The sequence below is a fragment of the Sphaerisporangium melleum genome (assembly GCF_014646695.1).
GTDB classification, from domain to species: domain Bacteria; phylum Actinomycetota; class Actinomycetes; order Streptosporangiales; family Streptosporangiaceae; genus Sphaerisporangium; species Sphaerisporangium melleum.
The window spans coordinates 133,724-153,003 of sequence record NZ_BMNT01000006.1 but is presented as its reverse complement, the minus strand read 5'-3'; the positions used below and the strand labels follow the sequence as shown (position 1 = coordinate 153,003).

At 71.8% G+C, this 19,280-nt stretch carries 17 protein-coding genes; 14 read left to right on the top strand and 3 right to left on the bottom strand.

All coding sequences use genetic code 11. From position 1 onward, the window contains the following. Positions 1-160: 160 nt before the first annotated feature. The 5 genes from IEY93_RS07130 (at position 161) to IEY93_RS07110 (ending at position 5,438) form a co-directional block, all read left to right on the top strand. Positions 161-814, top strand: coding sequence for a response regulator transcription factor (locus IEY93_RS07130; RefSeq protein ID WP_189162158.1), 654 nt, complete (start codon positions 161-163; stop codon positions 812-814). A 209-nt stretch (positions 815-1,023) separates the two neighbouring features. Then, positions 1,024-2,391: a sensor histidine kinase gene (locus tag IEY93_RS07125; protein WP_189162243.1), complete on the top strand. Its 1,368-nt coding sequence runs from the start codon at positions 1,024-1,026 to the stop codon at positions 2,389-2,391. 273 nt (positions 2,392-2,664) lie between these two features. Then, entirely contained in the window at positions 2,665-2,964 is a 300-nt protein-coding gene (locus tag IEY93_RS07120; protein ID WP_189162242.1) for a DUF4193 domain-containing protein, read from the top strand. A 16-nt stretch (positions 2,965-2,980) separates the two neighbouring features. Beyond that, a complete protein-coding gene (locus IEY93_RS07115; RefSeq protein WP_189162157.1) occupies positions 2,981-3,793 on the top strand; it encodes a hypothetical protein in 813 nt (270 codons plus the stop codon). A gap of 220 nt (positions 3,794-4,013) precedes the next feature. Then, a complete protein-coding gene (locus IEY93_RS07110; protein WP_189162156.1) occupies positions 4,014-5,438 on the top strand; it encodes an alpha,alpha-trehalose-phosphate synthase (UDP-forming) in 1,425 nt (474 codons plus the stop codon). 73 nt (positions 5,439-5,511) lie between these two features. Here the strand turns inward: IEY93_RS07110 and IEY93_RS07105 are convergent, their stop codons facing one another. Further along, on the bottom strand, positions 5,512-5,817 hold the full coding sequence (locus IEY93_RS07105) for a DUF4235 domain-containing protein (RefSeq protein ID WP_189162155.1): 306 nt from the start codon (positions 5,815-5,817) through the stop codon (positions 5,512-5,514). Positions 5,818-5,895: 78 nt separating this feature from the next. Here IEY93_RS07105 and valS point away from each other — a divergent pair, with 78 nt between their 5' ends. From valS to IEY93_RS07075, 6 genes are all read left to right on the top strand, one after another. After that, positions 5,896-8,448 carry a valine--tRNA ligase gene (gene valS / locus IEY93_RS07100; RefSeq protein ID WP_189162154.1) on the top strand — a complete coding sequence of 851 codons (2,553 nt, stop codon included), beginning with the start codon at positions 5,896-5,898 and terminating at the stop codon, positions 8,446-8,448. A 150-nt stretch (positions 8,449-8,598) separates the two neighbouring features. Next, positions 8,599-9,867 carry an AI-2E family transporter gene (locus tag IEY93_RS07095; protein WP_229690927.1) on the top strand — a complete coding sequence of 423 codons (1,269 nt, stop codon included), beginning with the start codon at positions 8,599-8,601 and terminating at the stop codon, positions 9,865-9,867. A gap of 198 nt (positions 9,868-10,065) precedes the next feature. Continuing rightward, positions 10,066-10,500 (top strand): dUTP diphosphatase, encoded by a 435-nt coding sequence (gene dut, locus IEY93_RS07090; protein ID WP_189162152.1) that lies wholly within the window; start codon positions 10,066-10,068, stop codon positions 10,498-10,500. A 22-nt stretch (positions 10,501-10,522) separates the two neighbouring features. Beyond that, positions 10,523-11,191 (top strand): DUF3710 domain-containing protein, encoded by a 669-nt coding sequence (locus IEY93_RS07085; protein ID WP_189162241.1) that lies wholly within the window; start codon positions 10,523-10,525, stop codon positions 11,189-11,191. 60 nt (positions 11,192-11,251) lie between these two features. Then, positions 11,252-11,641: an OB-fold nucleic acid binding domain-containing protein gene (locus IEY93_RS07080; RefSeq protein ID WP_189162151.1), complete on the top strand. Its 390-nt coding sequence runs from the start codon at positions 11,252-11,254 to the stop codon at positions 11,639-11,641. Positions 11,642-11,724: 83 nt separating this feature from the next. Continuing rightward, a complete protein-coding gene (locus IEY93_RS07075) occupies positions 11,725-12,402 on the top strand; it encodes a DUF3159 domain-containing protein (protein WP_229690926.1) in 678 nt (225 codons plus the stop codon). A gap of 224 nt (positions 12,403-12,626) precedes the next feature. On the opposite strand, the gene IEY93_RS07070 is transcribed toward IEY93_RS07075, so the two are convergent. Both IEY93_RS07070 and IEY93_RS07065 read right to left on the bottom strand, forming a co-directional pair. After that, positions 12,627-13,289 (bottom strand): potassium channel family protein, encoded by a 663-nt coding sequence (locus tag IEY93_RS07070; protein WP_189162150.1) that lies wholly within the window; start codon positions 13,287-13,289, stop codon positions 12,627-12,629. After that, positions 13,289-13,957, bottom strand: coding sequence for a potassium channel family protein (locus IEY93_RS07065; RefSeq protein ID WP_189162149.1), 669 nt, complete (start codon positions 13,955-13,957; stop codon positions 13,289-13,291). The genes IEY93_RS07070 and IEY93_RS07065 overlap by 1 nt, the downstream gene beginning before the upstream one ends. 123 nt (positions 13,958-14,080) lie before the next feature. Between IEY93_RS07065 and IEY93_RS07060 the strand changes: the two genes are divergently transcribed. The 3 genes from IEY93_RS07060 (at position 14,081) to IEY93_RS07050 (ending at position 19,059) form a co-directional block, all read left to right on the top strand. Next, complete coding sequence (locus tag IEY93_RS07060; RefSeq protein ID WP_189162148.1) at positions 14,081-16,111, top strand: APC family permease; 2,031 nt, start codon at positions 14,081-14,083, stop codon at positions 16,109-16,111. Further along, positions 16,108-17,373, top strand: coding sequence for a class I SAM-dependent RNA methyltransferase (locus IEY93_RS07055; protein WP_229690925.1), 1,266 nt, complete (start codon positions 16,108-16,110; stop codon positions 17,371-17,373). Before IEY93_RS07060 ends, IEY93_RS07055 begins: the two co-directional genes overlap by 4 nt. Before the next feature lie 465 nt (positions 17,374-17,838). Then, positions 17,839-19,059, top strand: coding sequence for a helix-turn-helix domain-containing protein (locus tag IEY93_RS07050; protein WP_189162147.1), 1,221 nt, complete (start codon positions 17,839-17,841; stop codon positions 19,057-19,059). Positions 19,060-19,280 lie beyond the last annotated feature (221 nt).

Sequence of the window (19,280 nt, the reverse complement as noted above, 5' to 3'; positions counted from 1 at the left end):
CACAGGCAACGGAAGACTGCTTACCATGCGCTTAAGCCGAATGTGGCAACAATGAGGCTGCGCGGGGTACGGCCGCGCAGAGGTGCCTTCGGCGCCGCGCGGGGGCCGTCGGGACGAGGCCAGCGCGCGAGAGGCCGGGACTACTGGAGGTGGCAGGGCCGTGCGGGTGCTTGTGGTGGAGGATGAGCGGGTGCTCGCGGACGCGATCGCGACAGGGCTGCGCCGCGAGGCGATGGCGGTCGACGTCGCCTACGACGGCGCCGGCGCGCTGGAGCGCACCGGATACATCGACTACGACGTGATCGTGCTGGACCGCGACCTGCCGAAGGTCCACGGGGACGAGGTCTGCCGGCGGCTGGTGGCCGGCCGCACGGCCTCGCGCATCCTGATGCTGACCGCGTCCGGCGAGGTGGACGACAAGGTCGAGGGCCTGGAGCTCGGCGCCGACGACTACCTCGCCAAGCCGTTCGCGTTCATGGAGCTGGTGGCGCGGGTGCGGGCGCTCGGCCGCCGTTCGGCCCCCGCGCTGCCGCCCGTGCTCGAGCGCTCCGGCATCCGGCTGGACCCGGGCAAGCGGCTGGTCACCCGGGACGGCAACGAGATCGCGCTCACCAAGAAGGAGTTCGCCGTCCTCGAGGAGCTCATGCGGGCCGAGGGCGCCGTCGTCAGCCAGGAGGACCTGCTGGACAAGGCGTGGGACGAGAACATCGATCCCTTCACCAACGTCGTGCGGGTCACGATGATGACGCTGCGCAAGAAGCTCGGCGAGCCCGCGGTGATCGAGACCGTGCCGGGCGTGGGTTACAAGCTGTGAGCGGCGAACCCGAGCCGGGGCGGGAACGGGACGCCGGACGCCCGACCTTCGCCGCGCCCCAGCCGCTCATCGTCCCGCCCGGGTCCCCGGTCCCCGAGGGGGCGCGGGACGCCGACGGTGGGCCCGGACCGGCGGCCTTGTCGGTCCGGGCCGGCGCGCAGGCCGCCTCCGGTGGCGGCGAGGCCAGCTCGCCGCCGGGCCCCGTCGCGATGGGGGCCCGGCCGCTCACCGGGGCCGCGCCCGCCCGGCCCGCTCCGCAGGACGCCGGGCGTTCTCCGGCCGCAGCGGGACGCCGCTCCGAGCAGCCCACCGTCGAGAGCACCCGTCAGCCGTTCCGGCCGAAGACCCCGCCTCCGCCGCCGAGTGGGCCGCCCGCGTGGGACGGGCCGCCGCCGCTCGCCCCCAAGCCGGTCACCGAGGACCTGTTCGGCCGGCTCAAGCGGATCACCGGGCGCATGAGCATCCGGGTGCGGCTGACACTGACCTACGGCGCGCTGTTCTTCGCGGCGGGCGCTCTGCTGATCTTCGTGATCTACTCGTTCGTGGGTGGCGCGATCGACCAGGCATGGCCTCCGTTCCCCGTCGGGGAGGACTGGCCGGCGCAGACGGTGCTGTACGTCCAGGAGCAGTGGGACCACTACCGGCAGTCGACCATCGCCGCGGCGCGGGCGCACATCCTGCACCGATCGTTGCTGGCCCTCGGCGGCGTGGGGATCCTGGCCCTGATCCTGGGGTACTTCGTCGCCGACCGGGCGCTGCGCCCGATCCAGAAGATGACCACGACCGCCCGGCGGCTGTCGGAGACCTCGCTGGCCCACGAGCGCATCGACCTGAACGGCCCGAACGACGAGATCAAGGAACTGGCCGACACCTTCGACGCGATGCTCACCCGGCTCAACCGCGCCTTCGACGCCCAGCGCCGCTTCGTCGACAACGCCTCCCACGAGCTGCGCACGCCGCTCGCGATCAACCGCACGGTGCTGGAGGTGGCGCTCGGCGACGCGCGGGCCTCGGAGGACCTGAAGGTCCTGGGCCGCACCCTGCTCGGCACCAACGCCAGGAACGAGCACCTGATCGAGGGCCTGCTGCTGCTCGCCCGCAGCGAGCGTGAGCTGGCCACCCGCAAGCCCGTCGACCTGCGCGACGTCGGGCAGACGGTGGTGGAGCAGCACGCGTCCTTCGCCGACGAGACCGGGGTCAAGGTCCACTCCGACCTGCGCCCGGCCCCGACGATGGGGGATCCGGTGCTGGTGGAGCGCCTGGTCGCCAACCTGGTCGAGAACGCGATCAAGCACAATGTCCCCGAGTCCGGAGAAGTCTGGCTGCGTACGGGAATGGTGGACGGCACCCCGGTTGTTCAGGTGGCCAACACCGGGCCGCACGTTCCGGCGTACGAGGTGGACGACCTGTTCGAACCGTTCAGGCGCCTGCACTCCGACCGCGTGGAGTCGGCGCGTGGCGCGGGGCTCGGGTTGTCCATCGTGCGCGCGGTCGTCCGCGCTCACCAGGGGACCGTGAAGGCGATTCCCAGGGAGGGCGGGGGACTGGTGATGACCGTGAGACTTCCGGCGGGCTGATCCGGCGGGGGGCGTCTCGTTCACGCCAGACATGTGGTTGGATGTGCCGTCGAACACGAAGGGTCCGATCGCCAATGCTGCGGATTTCGCCATATTTGGCTAACTGTGCGGCGAAGGCGGCACGACCTGACGTGTCAGGAGGTTCGTCAACCGTTCCCACGGGGTACCGATTGCAAAATTCCCCGAGAGATGCGGGCACAAGATGGATCGCCCAGACGTTACAGACGCGCGACGACGACGCGCATGCAATAGATGAGGGGGATGACGACGCAAATGGCCACCGATTACGACAGCCCGCGCAAGACCGACGACGACCTCAGTGAGGACAGCCTCCAGGAACTCCAGGCCCGGCGCACCGACAAGTCCTCCGGCAGCATCGACATCGACGAGACCGATCTCGCCGAGTCGCTCGAGCTGCCCGGTGCCGACCTGTCGAACGAGGAGCTCTCGCTCCGGGTGATCCCCAGGCAGGCGGACGAGTTCACCTGCTCGCGCTGCTTCCTGGTGCACCACCGCAGCCAGCTCGCCTCGGAGAAGGGCGGGCAGCAGATCTGCCGGGAATGCGCCGCCTGAGACACTTGGAGGGTCCGTGACGGCTGGAACGGATCGAACACCGCAGGACGAGCCCGGGCGGCCGGAACTCCCGGCCCCGGGGCCGCAGGATCAACCGGAGGCCGAGGTCGCCGAGCTCGTCGGCCGGCTCACCGGGCCGGAGCAGATCGACGGGGCCGAGCGGCGACGGCTGCTCGGCCGGCTCAGCGCGGCGCTGGTGTCGGCGCAGCGGCGAGCCCGCGAATCGGGCGTGGCCCGGGGACGCTGGCTCGCCGACATGTTCGCCGCCATCGCGCCGCGGCTTCCCATCCGGGACCTCGCCACGCTACAGGAACACCACTACGGTCTCAGCGGCGACGCGCTCGCCGATGACCTTGTGCGTACCGCGGGCAAGGCGACGACGACGGTCGGGGCCGTCGGCGGGGTGCTCGCCGCCGCCGAGTTCGCCGCGCCGCCGCTGCTGCTGTCGGCGCCCGCCCAACTCGTGGCCGAGACGCTCGTGGTCGCCGCCATCGAGGTCAAGCTCATCGCCGAGCTGCACGAGGTGTACGGCGTGCAGGTGCCCGGCACCGGCGCCCAGCGGGCGATGGCCTTCACCGTGGCCTGGTCCAGGCAGCGGGGAGTGGACCCGACGGCCCCGAGCTCGGTGCAGGTGGCGCTCGGCGCCGCGGCGAAGGCCGCCTTACGCAACCGGCTCATGCGCACGCTCGGCCGCCATCTGACCACGTTAGGCCCGTTCCTCACCGGCGCCGTCGCCGGCGGCGCGCTCAACCGGGCGGCGACCAGACGCCTCGCCACCGCCGTACGCGCCGACCTGCGGCGCCAGCGGGCACTTCCCTCCTCCGGCTGACCCCCGTCCCCCGTTCCCTGATCCCCCGGACAATGGCGTTCCGGTCCCCTTCCGCACGCCTGGCGACCGCGAGTCATCCCCGTGTCGTCCGCCCGATGCCGGCCCCGGCTCGGGGCGCACGCGCTCATTACCCCTGCTCCATGGTCGCTTTGCGATTTCTCCCTATTGGGCCCCCTTTGTCAGGCTGAGGCCGCGTACAGAGAGCCACGCCCGGTTTCGTATGGTGGTCGTGAACCGATCACATGGGAACGACGAGGGAGGACGTGTGCGCAGCTCTTTTCTGATCGTCGCGAACCGGTTGCCGGTGGACCGGAGCATCGCAGCGGACGGCTCCGCCAGCTGGCGGCGCAGCCCCGGGGGCCTGGTGACGGCGATCGCGCCCGTGATGCAGCGCCGCGACGGCGCGTGGCTGGGCTGGCACGGCGCCCCCGACGAGCAGCTCGAGCCGTTCGAGCACGATGGCATGCACCTCATCCCCGTGCCCCTGTCGGCGGGTGAGGTCGAGCAGTACTACGAGGGGTTCTCCAACGCGACCCTGTGGCCGCTCTACCACGACGTGGTGGCCACCCCGGTCTACTCCCGCGTGCTGTGGGACGCCTACCGCGCGGTCAACGAGCGGTTCGCGCGCATGGCCGCCGACGTCGCCGCGGAGAACGCCGTCGTATGGGTGCAGGACTACCAGCTCCAGCTCGTCCCGGCGATGCTGCGGGCCCTGCGCCCCGACCTGCGCATCGGTTTCTTCCTGCACATCCCCTTCCCGCCCGCCGAGCTGTTCTGGCAGCTCCCGTGGCGGCGGGAGATCCTGGAGGGCCTGCTCGGCGCCGACCTGGTGGGTTTCCAGCGTCCCGGCGGCGCCTCCAACTTCATCCGGCTGTGCCGGCGGCAGCTCGGCCTGCAGAACCAGCGGCAGGAGATCTCCTACGGAGAGCGCGTCGTGCGCGCCGAGGCGTTCCCCATCTCGGTCGACTTCGGCGAGCTGGACTCGCTGGTGCGTGAGCCGCACATCATGGCTCGCGCCAAGGAGATCCGCGCCGAGCTGGGGGAGCCCGAGCACGTGCTGCTCGGCGTGGACCGCCTCGACTACACCAAGGGCATCGGGCAGCGGCTGAAGGCGTTCGGTGAGCTGCTCGCCGACAAGACGATCAGCCCGGGCGAGGCGGTGTTCGTCCAGATCGCCACCCCCAGCCGCGAGCGCGTCGAGACCTACCGCGCCCTGCGGGACGAGATCGAGCTGCGGGTGGGCCGCATCAACGGGCAGCACGGCGTGCTCGGGGTGTCCCCGCTGAACTACCTGCACCAGTCCTACGACCGCGAGGAGCTGGCCGCCCTGTACTGCGCGGCCGACGTCATGGTGGTCACCCCACTGCGCGACGGCATGAACCTGGTGGCCAAGGAGTACGTCTCCTGCCGCGCCGACCTGCGGGGCGCGCTCGTGCTCAGCGAGTTCGCGGGCGCCGCGGACGAGCTCAAGCACGCCTATCTGGTCAACCCCTACGACGTCGAGGGGCTCAAGCGCCAGATGATCACCGCCATGCGGGCCACCCCGCACGAACTGTCACGGCGGATGCGCTCGATGCGCCGCCGCGTCGCGACCTATGACGTGGACCGCTGGGCGGGAGAGTTCCTGGCCGCCCTGGAACGCTGAGGACCCGCCACCGCGATCCGTCTTCTGCGGGAACGCGGCCGGCCCGCGGCGCCGCCCAGCCTCCGTGGTCCGGTCAGGCCCCGACGACGCGCTCGGCCTTGTCGGTGACGGCCTTCCAGGCCTGATACCGCTTGTGGGCCGAGCGCGTCGCGACGATGCGCGCGACCTCCATGCCGACGCCGAGCACCACCGCGAACCCCACGGCCTCCGCCAGCCCGGTCTCCAGCGAGTTGGGGTCGGCCGGGGGCTTCTTGCCCGTGGCCTTCTGCCAGCCGAATTCGATGGCCTTGCGGGTGGCGAACCCGACGCCGAGCGCCACCACCGCGCCGATGAGGCGCCACGCCATGTCGGGCTTCTCGACCGCGTCTGTCTTGGCCATGACCTCTCCCCTCGTCGATCTAGCTGAACCCTAGCCTCTCGTGCGGAGGGGGCGCGCGACGCCATACCATAGGGCGCCATGACCGAACAGCGCCTGCGCCATCCCGTCGTGCCCGAAAGACCCTCTCTCGATGGTCTTGAGGCGGTATGGGTAGCTCGCTGGGCGGCCGACGACACCTACCGCTTCGACCGGACCAAGACCCGCGAGCAGGTCTACTCGATCGACACCCCGCCGCCGACGGTCTCCGGCTCCCTGCACGTCGGTCACGTCTTCTCCTACACCCACACCGACACCATCGCCCGCTTCCAGCGCATGCGCGGACGCGAGGTGTTCTACCCGATGGGCTGGGACGACAACGGCCTGCCCACCGAGCGCCGCGTGCAGAACCACTTCGGCGTGCGCTGTGACCCCTCACTGCCCTACGACCCCGGCTTCCGCCCGCCGGCCGAGCCCGACCCCAAGCGGCAGGTCCCGGTGTCGCGGCGCAACTTCATCGAGCTGTGCGAGACCCTGACCAAGGAGGACGAGAAGGCCTTCGAGGAGCTGTGGCGGCACCTCGGCCTCTCGGTCGACTGGTCGATGACCTACGCGACGATCGACGCGGCCTCCCGTGCCGCCTCCCAGCGCGCCTTCCTGCGCAACCTCGCCCGCGGCGAGGCGTACGTCGCCGAGGCCCCCACCCTGTGGGACGTCACCTTCCGCACCGCCGTCGCCCAGGCCGAGCTGGAGGACCGCGAGTGGCCGGGCGCCTTCCACCGCATCCGCTTCGGCGGCGTTCCCGGCACGCCGTTCGCCGATGGCGTCGCCATCGAGACCACCCGGCCCGAGCTGATCCCGGCCTGCGTGGCCCTGGTGGCCCACCCCGACGACGAGCGCTATCAGCCGCTGTTCGGCAGGACGGTGACCACGCCGCTGTTCGGTGTGCCGGTGCCGGTGCTGCCGCACCGGCTGGCCGAGCCGGACAAGGGCAGCGGCATCGCGATGATCTGCACCTTCGGCGACCTCACCGACGTGGTGTGGTGGCGCGAGCTCGACCTGCCCACCCGGCCGGTCATCGGCTGGGACGGCCGCATGCTGGCCGACCCGCCAGAAGGCGTCCCCGCCGCGACCTACGCGCCGCTGGCCGGCCTGACCGTCCACTCCGCCCGCGAGCGCGTCGTCGAGCTGCTGCGCTCGACCGGGGAGCTCGACGGAGAGCCGCGCAAGATCTCCCGCCCGGTCAAGTTCTACGAGAAGGGCGACCGGCCGCTGGAGATCGTCACCACCCGCCAGTGGTACATCCGCAACGGCGGGCGGGACGCCGGGCTGCGGCGGGCCCTGCTCGACCGCGGCGGCGAGCTGCGCTGGCACCCGCCGCACATGCGGGTCCGCTACGACAACTGGGTGCAGGGCCTGGCCGGCGACTGGCTGATCTCCCGCCAGCGGTTCTTCGGCGTGCCGATCCCCGTGTGGTACCCACTGGACGCCGATGGCGAGCCCGTTCACGACCGGCCGATCGTCCCGCCGGAGGCGGCCCTGCCGGTCGACCCCTCCACCGACGTGCCGCCCGGCTACTCCGAGGACCAGCGGGGCAAGCCGTCCGGCTTCGCCGCCGATCCCGACGTCATGGACACCTGGGCGACCTCCTCGCTGACGCCGCAGATCGTCTCCGGCTGGGAGCGCGACGACGACCTGTTCCGGCGGGTCTTCCCGATGGACCTGCGGCCCCAGGCACACGAGATCATCCGTACCTGGCTGTTCGCCTCGGTGGTCAGGGCGCACGCGGAGAACGACGTGCTGCCCTGGCGCAACGCCGCGATCTCCGGCTGGATCCTCGACCCCGACCGCAAGAAGATGTCCAAGTCCAAGGGCAACGTCGTCACGCCCATGGGCATGCTCCGCGAGTACGGCTCCGACGCGGTGCGCTACTGGGCCGCGGGCGGGCGCCCGGGCACCGACACCGCGTTCGACATCGGTCAGATCAAGGTCGGCCGCCGCCTGGCCATCAAGATCCTCAACGCGTCCAAGTTCGTGCTGGGCCTCGGCGAGGCCGGCGCGGGCGAGGTCACCGAGCCCGTCGACCTGTCGATGCTGGCCCGCCTGGCGGCGGTGACCGAGGAGGCCACCACCGCGTTCGAGGCCTACGAGTACACCCGCGCGCTGGAGGCCGCCGAGCGGTTCTTCTGGGAGTTCTGCGACGACTACCTTGAGCTGGTCAAGGCCCGCGCCTACGGCGAGGACGCCGGAGCGCTGTCGGCGCGCGCCGCGCTGCGGCTGGCGCTCCAGGTGCTGCTGCGGCTGTTCGCGCCGTTCCTGCCGTTCGTCACCGAGGAGGTCTGGTCGTGGTGGCGGGAGGGCTCGGTCCACCGGGCGGCCTGGCCCTCTGCGGGTGAGCTGCCCTCCTCCGGTGATCCGGGGGTGCTGGCCGCGGTCTCGGAGGTCCTGCGCGAGGTGCGCAGGGCCAAGTCCTCGGCCAAGCTGTCGATGCGCGCCGAGGTGGCGCTGCTGACCGTCCAGGGGGCGGGCGTCGAGCTGGTCCGGCGGGCGCAGGACGACCTGTGCGCCGCCGGCGCGGTGCAGGAGTTCGTCCTCGGAGCCGGAGAGGGCGACCTGCGGGTCGAGGTCACGCTGGCGACGGCCGCCGCCGGCTAGCGCTTTCCCGACAAGGGCGACATAACGGGTCGGCTCGCCCGAGGGCGGGCCGGCCGCCCGGGCGAAGGCGGCCGAAACGTGTGCGCGTTCGGCCGCCTGACGTGCCAGTCTGTAATGGTGATCGCTGAACGGGAGACCGAAGGACGCCGCGTGCCACCGGTGCTGTCCACCTTGGCGGCCTGGAGCTGGCGCCTGATCGTCATCGGCGTGGTGATCTACTTCACGGCCCAGATCATCGTCCACCTCAGCTTCGTGGCACTGCCGGTGGCGATCGCGCTGCTGCTGACCGCCCTGCTCTTCCCGCTGACCGACCGGCTGCGCCGGGCCGGGCTGCGCCCGATCTGGGCGACATGGATCACCATGCTGTCGGCCTTCGCCCTCCTGGTCGCCGTCGGGTTCATCATCGGCATCCGCGCCAACGACGAGGCCCCCCGGCTGGCCGAGCAGGTCCAGAAGACCGCCAGGGACGTGCAGGGCTGGCTGCTCACCGGACCGTTCCAGCTCAAGGAAGCCCAGCTCACGGGCATGGTGGACGAGATCATCAAGCAGTTCAACGCGCAGCGCAGCGCGATCACCAGCGCGCTGCTGTCCACCGCGGCGACCTTCATCGAGGTGCTGGCCTCGATCGTCCTGCTGCTGTTCGTCACCTTCTTCCTGCTCAAGGACGGCGACCGCATCTGGTCGTGGTTCCTGCGCGCCTTCGGCTCGGCGTCGCCGCGCGTCGACCGGGCCGGCCGGGCCGCCTGGCGCACCCTGTCGCAGTACATCCACGGCACGGTCATCGTGGCCGCGATCCACGGCGTGATCATCGGCGTCGTGCTGTTCGCCATGGGCGTGCCGCTGTGGGCGCCGCTCGCCGTGCTGATCTTCCTGGCGAGCTTCATCCCGATCATCGGCATCTTCATCGCGGGCGGCCTGGCCGCGCTGGTGACGCTCGGAGCCAAGGGCGCCATCCTCGCCCTGGTCTTCGTCGGCATCCTGGTCGTCGAGCAGCAACTGGAGAACCACGTGCTCCAGCCGATGATCGTCGGACGGGCGGTGCGGTTCCACCCCCTGGCGATCATCCTGGTGCTGGCGGTCGGCGGCATCCTCGGCGGCATCGCCGGCGCCGCGATCGCGGTGCCGATCGCGGCCATCGTGTACCGCGCCCTGCCCGAGCTGCGCAGGACCCCGCGCGAGCTGCCGCCCGCCGCGCCGCACGAGGAGGCCATCGAGGCCGGCCCGGGCCCCGCCCGGCCCGGCGACGCCGCCGCCGAGGGCGAGCACGCGCAGGCCACGGGCCCGGCTTCCGAGAGCGGGCCGGAGCAGGGCCGCGAGCCCGGTCCGGCCGCCGGGGCGCAAGAGCATGGGCCGGGCGGTTCGGCCGCCGGTCACGCGCCCGCAGCGGGGGAGGACGTCTCGCCTCGGCGCACCGGGTAAGGTCTCGGTTCGTGACACGTTGCACGCCCGCTCGGCTCCGGCGCGCCCCAGGGCGTACGGTGAGGCTGAGGGCGCGGTTCGCGCGTTCCCGGGCCGCTGCTCAGGTGTGCCGGCCCGGGGGGGCGTCGTGCGTCCCGGCGGGCGAGGCCACGGCCACGACGTCAGCCGGGCGCGGTTCCACGACCACGAGGTGAATACATGATCGAGGTGCTGATCCAGCGGCTCGACCCCGAGCTCCCGCTCCCGTCGTACGCCCACCCGGGCGACGCGGGGGCCGATCTGCACGCCGCCGACGACGTCGAGCTGCTGCCCGGCGAGCGGGCCGTGGTGGGCACCGGCGTGGCGATCGCGCTGCCCGACGGGTACGCCGCCTTCGTGCACCCGCGTTCGGGGCTCGCCGCCCGCCTGGGCGTCACGCTCGTCAACGCGCCGGGCACCGTGGACGCCGGCTACCGCGGCGAGATCAAGGTGACGCTGATCAACACCGACGCCAAGGACGCCGTGCGGCTCCGGCGGGGCGACCGCATCGCCCAGCTCGTCGTCCAGCGCGTGGAGAAGGCAGCTTTCTACGAGGTGGAGCGGCTTCCCGGATCGGCGCGCGGCGCCGACGGGTTCGGCTCCACCGGCCGATGAGTCGACAAGGAGTGTGAAGGAAGTGTTCGGACGCCGCCGTCATGCGGAGCCGGAAAAGACGGCACCGGTCGCCGAGGAGCCGGTTCTCGCCCGGGAGTCGGGGCCGTGGGACGCCGACGAGCCCCACCCCGGGACCGAGCGCGTCGACCTGGGCGGCCTGCGGCTGCCGATCGGCCCCGGGTTCGAGATCCAGCTCAACGTCGCGGGGGACCAGATCGTCGGCGCCGTGGTGCTGGCCGAAGAGAGCGCCCTGCAGGTGCACGCGTTCGCCGCGCCCAAGAGGAGCGGCATCTGGGAGGAGGTCCGCGCCGAGCTGTCGCGTGAGCTGACCGCCGCCGGCGGCACCTGCGAGCAGCGCGAGGGCCCCTTCGGCCCCGAGCTCGCCGCCGAGGTCAAGCAGGACGACGCCGTCCAGCCGGTCCGCTTCATCGGCGTCGACGGCCCGCGGTGGTTCCTGCGAGCGGTGATCAGCGGCCGTGCCATCGCCGACCCCGACGCCGCCAAGACTTTGGAGGACGTCGTGCGCGACATCGTCGTGGTCCGTGGCGACCAGCCCATGGCGCCCAAGGAGCCCATCGAGCTGCGGCTGCCCGCCGAGGCCCGCCAGGCCGTCGAGCAGCAGGCGGCCGAAGAGGACGCGCCCAGTCTCAACCCGTTCGAGCGCGGGCCCGAGATCAGCGAGATTCGCTGACGTAAGCTGCGGGCAGGAAGGTCCCCGGACCAGAGGGCTCGCGAGGAGTTGACCGAGAGAATGAGTACGGCAGAGCCCGTCAAACGCGGGCTGCGCGGCTTCCTGCGGCGGCTGACCACCAGCCAGTCCGAGCTGGAGGCCGCGGAGCTCCAGGAGGACCTCGACCAGTACGGCGCGACCCCGATCGCCTCGTGCGGGCAGCGCCGGAGGTTCTGCGTGAAGGGCACGCTGCGCACCGTCACGCTACGCCCCAGGGGCGGCGCGCCGTCTCTGGAGGCCGAGCTGTACGACGGCTCGGACGTGATCGACCTGGTGTGGCTGGGCCGGCGCAAGATCATCGGCATCGAGCCGGGCCGGGCGGTGCGCGCCGAAGGGCTGGTCAGCGTCCAGGACGACCGTAAGGTGATGTTCAACCCCCGTTACGAACTGCTGCCGGCGGGCGGCCAGTGACCGCGCTTCCCCCAGGTGAGGAGAGGGATGACGACGACGCAGCCGCGAGAGGGCGCGACGGCGACGGCCCCGGGGGCGCGGCGGTGAGCGCCGCGCCCGAGGCGGCCCGCGAGGCGGCGGCCCACGACACGGTCGAGGCGGCCATCCGCGCCCAGCTGGCCAAGGCGCTCGGCGGAGCACGGGGCATCGTCGAGGCCGCGGTGCCCACGGTGGCCTTCACCATCTGCTGGATCACCACCGAGCAGCTCAAGACCTCGCTGATCGTCAGCATCGGCCTGGCCGTCCTGTTGCTGGTGGTGCGGCTGGTGCAGCGCTCCACCCCGCAGTTCGTGATCAACAGCCTGATCGGCATCGGCATCGGCGCGGTCCTCGCCTCGCGCACGGGCGAGGCCAAGGACGTCTTCGTGCCGGGCATCGTCTACAACGCGGCCTACGCCGCCGCGATGACGCTGTCGATCGCCGTGCGCTGGCCGGTGGTCGGATTCCTGATCGGCTCGGTGACCGGCGACCCCACCGGCTGGCGGCGCGACCCGGGCATCGTCCGCATCTGCTCGCGGCTGACCTGGCTGCTGATCGCGCCCTGCCTGCTGCGCGTGGTCGTGCAGTTCCCGCTCTACCTGGCCGACCAGGTCGCCGCGCTCGGCGTGGCGAAGGTCGTGCTGGGCTGGCCGCTGCAGGTGGCTTCGCTGGCCGCCATGGTGTGGGTGCTGGCCCGCGGCCGCACCCCGATCAACTCAGGGCCGCCGGTCGCCGGCGCCTGACCCGCGTTCGCGCGGCCGCCGCGGGCCGGATTCGACCGCCCGTCAGAAGCGAGGTGTGGCACCGCCGCAGCCGGCGACGTGCCGCACGGCCCGGCAGGTACGAGAACGGCCGCGTCCCCTGCGGGTGACGCGGCCGGGAGCGGCGCGCACCACCGGCGCGCCGGAGATCGTCCAGCGTAGGCGGCCAGGCCGCCCCGGCCCGCGGGCGCGAACCCGCGGGCGGCTCATCGATGCGGGGCGAGCAGCTGCGCGAGCGCCTCCTCGACCTCCTGGCTGGCCACGAACAGCAGCTCGTCGCCGGCCTCGAGCGGATCGTCGTCGGAGGGCACCAGCACCCGGCCCTCCCGCAGGATCGCCACCAGGGCGGAGTCCTGCGGCCAGGGCACCGAACCGGCACGCTGGCCGACCACGGGGGCGTCCTCGGGGAGCGTGAGCTCGACCAGGTTGGCCTGGCCCTGCCGGAAGGTCATCAGGCGCACCAGGTCGCCCACGCTGACGGCCTCCTCGACCAGCGCCGACAGCAGCCGGGGGGTGGAGACCGCGACGTCCACGCCCCACGACTCGTTGAACAGCCACTCGTTCTTGGGGTGGTTGATGCGGGCCACCACGCGCGGCACGCCGTACTCGGTCTTGGCCAGCAGCGACACCACGAGGTTGACCTTGTCGTCGCCGGTCGCGGCGATCACCACATGGCAGGCGTTCAGCCCCGCCTCGTCCAGTGAGGAGATCTCGCAGGCGTCGGCGAGCAGCCACTCGGCCTGCGGCACGCTGTCGATCTTGATGGCCGAGGGGTCGGCGTCGATGAGCAGGACCTCGTGGCCGTTCTCCAGCAACTCGGCGGCGATGGACCGGCCGACCGCCCCCGCGCCCGCGATCGTGACGCGCATTATCGCGACTCCTCCTCAGGCGCCGAGGTCAGCACCTTGTTGATCCGCTCCATGTCGTTGTCGGCGGCGATCACGTGCAGGATGTCGCCCTCCTGGAGCACCATGTCCTCCCGGGGGAGCAGCGCCTCGCCCATGCGGTTGACGAACGCCACGCGGGTGGCGGCGAGCTCCTGCAGCTTCTTGGTGCGCACCCCGATCCAGCCGGGGTGGTAGGCGACCTCGGCCAGCGTCACGGCGCCGGTCGGGTCGCGCCACAGCGGCTCGGCGCCCTCGGGCAGCACCCGCCGCAGGATCTGGTCGGCCGTCCACCGGACCGTGGCCACCGTCGGGATGCCGAGGCGCTGGTAGACCTCGGCCCGGCGGGAGTCGTAGATGCGGGCGACCACGTTGTCGACGCCGAAGGTCTCGCGCGCGACCCGGGCCGAGATGATGTTGGAGTTGTCGCCGCTGCTGACCGCCACGTAGGCGGAGGCCGACTCGATGCCCGCCTCCTCCAGGACATCGCGGTCGAAGCCGACGCCGGTGACCCGGCGGCCCCGGAACCCCGCCCGCAGCCGCCGGAACGCCTGCGGGTCCCTGTCGATGATCGCGACCGAGTGGCCGCTGTCCTCGAGGATGTGCGCCAGGGTCGAGCCGACCCGGCCGCATCCCATGATGACGATGTGCATGCTCCCCCGCCGTAGGCATCGAGCGGCGACTTGCTGGACGTTATACAGCTACAGGGCCAAGTATGGCCGGTTCTGGGAGCGCCATGTGATGCGCACCGCACCTGGGGGCTAGCATCGACACTCGTGGTCAAGGTTGCAGATCTGGTCAAGCGGCTGCTGGTGGGCCGGGCGCTGCGCAGCGCGCAGGCGCACGAGCAGTTGCTGCCCAAGCGCATCGCGCTGCCGGTGTTCGCCAGCGACGCGCTCTCCTCGGTGGCCTACGCCCCGCAGGAGATCCTCATCACGCTCGGCGTGGCGGGCATCGCGGCCTACCACTTCACCCCGTGGATCGCCCTCGCGGTCGTGATCATCCTGCTGACCGTGGTCGCCTCCTACCGGCAGAACGTCCGCGCCTACACCAGCGGCGGCGGCGACTTCGAGGTGGCCACCGAGAACCTCGGCTCCAACCAGGGCCTGGTGGTCGCCAGCGCCCTCATGGTCGACTACGTGCTCACCGTGGCGGTGTCGGTCTCCTCCGGCGTGGAGAACCTCGGCGCCGCGCTGCCCCTCCTGGCCGAGCACAAGGTCGCGGCGGCGGTCGTGCTCGTCGCCCTGCTGACCGTCGTGAACCTCCGTGGCCTGCGGGAGTCCGGGCTGGCGTTCGCCATCCCCACCTACGCCTTCATGCTCTGCATCTTCGGCCTGATGCTCTGGGGCGTGGTACGCCTGGCGTTCGGCGCCGACCTGCGCGCCCCGACGGCCGACTACTCCGTCACCGGTGAGGGCGTCGGCCTGGGCGGCTTCGCACTGATCTTCCTGCTGCTGCGCGCGTTCTCCTCGGGCTGCGCGGCGCTCACCGGCGTCGAGGCGATCAGCAACGGCGTGCCGGCCTTCCGCAAGCCCAAGGGCAAGAACGCCGCCGCGACGCTGCTGGCGCTCGGCGTGATCGCCGCGACCATGTTCTCCGGCGTCACGGCGCTGGCCTACGTCACCGGCGCGAAGTTCGCCGACCCGTCGGTGGGCAGTGTGCTCCTCGACCGGTCGGGCCGGCCGGTGGAGAACCCCGGCCCGGTGATCGCGCAGGTCGCCCAGACCGTGTTCAGCAACTTCCCGCCGGCCTTCTACCTGATCACCGCGATGACCGCGCTGATCCTGGTGCTCGCCGCCAACACCGCCTTCAACGGCTTCCCGGTGCTCGGCTCGGTCCTCGCCCAGAACCGCTACCTGCCGCGCCAGCTCCACACGCGCGGCGACCGCCTGGCCTTCAGCAACGGCATCGTCATCCTCGCCACCATGGCCGGGGTGCTGATCTACGCCTTCCAGGCCGAGACGACCCGCCTGGTCCAGCTCTACATCGTCGGCGTGTTCGTGTCCTTCACCATCAGCCAGATCGGCATGGTGCGGCACTGGAACCGCCTGCTGCGCACCGAGACCGAGCCGAGGAAGCGCGGGCAGATGCAGCGCTCGCGGGTGATCAACGCCTTCGGCGCGGCGGTCACCGGCCTGGTGCTGCTGGTCGTGCTGCTGACGAAGTTCACCCACGGCGCGTGGATCACCTGCGCCACCATGGCCGTGCTGTTCGTGATGATGCGTGGCATCCGGCGCCACTACGACAACGTGGCCGACGAGCTGACCGTCCCCGAGGACGCGCAGGTCGACGAGTCCATGCTCCCGGCCAGGAACCACACGATCGTCCTGCTCTCCAAGATCCACAAGCCGACGCTGCGCGCCCTGTCCTACGCCCGGGCCACCCGGCCCTCCAGCCTGGAGGCGATCAGCGTCGCCGTCGACGCCGAGGAGGCCCGGCAGCTCCAGCGCGAGTGGGAGGAGCGCGGTATCCCGGTGCCGCTGAAGATCCTCGACTCGCCCTACCGCGAGGTCACCCGCCCGGTGCTGGAGTACGTCAAGAGCCTGCGGCGCCGCTCGCCGCGCGACGTCGTCACCGTGTTCATCCCCGAGTACGTCGTGGGCCACTGGTGGGAACACCTGCTGCACAACCAGAGCGCCCTGCGGCTGAAGGGCAGACTGCTCTTCCAGCCGGGCGTGATGGTCACCAGCGTGCCGTGGCAGCTCGCCTCCTCCGACCGGATCAGGCGCCGGCCGGAGTCGTTCGGCGCCGGGTCGGTGCGCCGGCCGTACGCTGTGGCACGTAAAGACGATCAGGTCAAGACGTGAGCGGGGGGACCGGAGTGCCGATCGAACTCAACATCGAGCGCGTGGCCAACGGCGGATGGTGCGTCGCCAGACACGAGGGCCGGGTGGTCTTCGTCCGCCACGCGCTGCCCGGCGAGCGGGTGCTGGCCGAGGTGACCGAGGAGACCACCCGGTTCCTGCGCGCCGACGCCGTCGAAATCCTCGACGCCTCCCCCGACCGGGTCACACCGCCGTGCCCGTTCGCCGGGCCGGGGCGCTGCGGCGGCTGCGACTGGCAGCACGCCACACTGGAGGCCCAGCGCCGGATGAAGGGCGAGGTCGTCGCCGAGCAGCTCCGGCGGCTCGCCGGCCTCGACATGAAGGTCGAGGTGGAGGAGGTCCCCGGCGCGCCCAGAGGGCTCGGCTGGCGCACCCGTGTGCAGTTCGCGGTCACCCAGGACGGCGTGCCCGGCCTGCGGCGCCACCGCTCCCACGAGGTCGAGCCGGTCGACGCCTGCCTGATCGCGCACCGCGAGGTCGAGCGGCTCGGCGTCGAGCGGGCGAACTGGCGCGGTGCCGAGAGCGTCGAGGCCATCGCCGGCTCCACCGGCGAGCGGGCGGTCGTCGTCACGCCCGGCAGGCATCGCACGGTCGCGGTGCCCGACCTCGGCGCGGACGCCCATGTCCTGGTGGACGAGGGCCGCGGCCACGTACGCGCGGTGCGGGGGAGCACGGCGCTCACCGAGCGGGCCGGTGACCGCGACTTCCGGGTGACCGGCAGCGGCTTCTGGCAGGTCCACCCCGGAGCGGCGGGCGTGCTGCTCGACGCCGTGCTGGAGTTCGCCGCCGTCAAGCCCGGCGACTGGGCGCTCGACCTGTACTGCGGCGTCGGCCTGTTCGCGGCCGGGCTCGCCGAGGCGGCCGGGCCCGAGGGCGCGGTGCTCGGCATCGAGTCCGACGCGCGCGCCGTCCAGGACGCCCGCCACAACCTGCGCGACCTGCGTCAGGCGCGGGTCGAGCGCGGCCGGGTGGAGGATGCCCTCGACCGCCTCGGCGTGGAACGCGCCGACGTGGTGGTCGCCGACCCGCCCCGCGCCGGGCTCGGCCGCGACGTGGTCGCCCGCGTCGCCGCGCTGGACGCCGCGCGTGTCGTGTACGTCTCCTGCGACCCGGCCACCCTCGCCCGCGACCTGTCGTGGTTCGCCGGCCACGGCTACCCGGTCGTCGACCTGCGCGCCTTCGACGCCTTCCCGATGACCCACCACGTGGAAACCGTGGTGCTCCTGGTCAAGGACACGATCTAGCATTTGACCAGCAGTGATACAACACGTCATGGGTCAGTATGGGTCGGTATCGGTCAGCGTTGTCCAAGATCATGACGCACGTGCGGCGCACGATCATGAAAGGGTTCGCTGCTACACACCGGCCAGACAGGCGGACAGACCGCAACCAACAGGCGGGTAGACCGCAATGGGGTGATCCCGTAGGGTAGCCCAGCTGCCGTTTACGTGCCCTCGCCGGTGGACGGCCCCACGATCTCCGGATCACGGGTGTCCGTGGACATCGGCGCGGACAGGTGCAGACAAGTAGGCAGACCGGGCCGCAATCGCAGCGACCGCCACGTGTTCGGCCCGGCCGCCGGCCGTCTGCTCGCCTCAGCACACCCCGTGATCGGATCTGTGAGGCGGCAACACAAGCTCAAGCCCTCACATGAAAGAAAGCCTGCCCTTAGCCTGAAGTCGTCGACGCTTCAGGAAAGGCCAAGGCTCATGCATGACGGTAGCACGGTCCCGATCGGCGAAGACGGCATGATCGGGCGCCTGATCGCCCACGCCCGCAAGCTCCGCGGCCTCACCCAGCGCGAGCTGGCTGGCCGGGTGCCCTGCTCGGTGAGTCTCATCGCGCAAGTCGAAGGCGGGCACAAGCCCGCCTCTCCGTCCCTGATAGGAGCGGTAGCCCGCGTGCTACACGTGGACGTCACCGAGCTCACCGGCCAGCCCTACCGCGGCCGGACCGCCGGCACCGACCGCATCCACGCCGCGATCCCCCAGATCCGCGAAGCCCTGGTCTACTGGGACATCCCCCCGGCCCTGGAGGCGCCCCCGCGACCGCTCGACCAGCTGGCCGCCGAGACCGAACGTGCCGGGCGCTTCCGACACGACGCCCAGTACGTCCGCCTAGGCAAGATCCTGCCCGCCCTGCTCGGCGAGCTCACCACCCACGTCCACACCACCGAGGGCGACGAGCAGGCAGGTGTCTTCCGGCTGCTCGTCCAGGCCTACGGCGCCGCCGACTCCATGGCCTACAAGCTCGGCTACCTGGACCTGGCCACCATCGCCATCGACCGGATGGCCTGGGCCGCTGCCCGCGCCGATGACCCGCTGCTGCCGGCCGTCGCCGACCTGCGGCGCTCCCTGATGTTCATGACCTCCGGCGCCTACGACGGCGGCCTGGCCCTCCTCTCGCGCACCAAGACCACCCTGCCCGAGCTGTCCGACGAGCCGGGCCTGCTCAGCGTCTACGGCACGGTGCACCTGCGGGCGGCGATCCTCGCCGCCCGCGCCAGCCGCCCCGGGCCGGCGTGGGATCACATGGCCGAGGCCCGAGAAGTCGCCCGCCGAATCCGAAGGGACACCCCCCACTACGGGCTGCAGTTCGGCCCGACCAACGCCGCGATCCACGATGTGGCCGTGGCGGTCGAGCTGGGCGACGCCGACGAGGCGATCCGCCGCGGCGCGCACCTGGAGCTGCCGGCCTCGGCGACCCCGGAGCGGGTGTCCCATCACTTCATCGACCTGTCTCGGGCCTGGCTGTGGGAGCGCAAATGGGGCAAGGCCCTGACCTGTGTCCTGCGGGCTGAGACGGTCGCCGCACAGCAGACGCGCTATCACCCGATGGCACGGCAGACGGTGGCACGCCTGCTCGACCTCCAGCGCCGTGTGCCGGCAGAACTGCGAGGCATCGCACGCAGGATGGGGTTCGCAGCCTGACATAAAGTTTCACGGTGTCGTGAAAGTTAGCGCCAGGGCCCGCGCTTACGGTCGCGACCATGAACGAACCGTCACCGGACATCACTCTCCGCAACGGGGTATCGGGCCGCCCGGCGGCCGATCGTGGCACGGTGAAAGCCGCCGAGAGCGTGCCCTGGATCGTGTGGCGGTCCGACCAGGGACGATGGTGGGCCACCCGGATGAAGCCCTACGACCCGGCG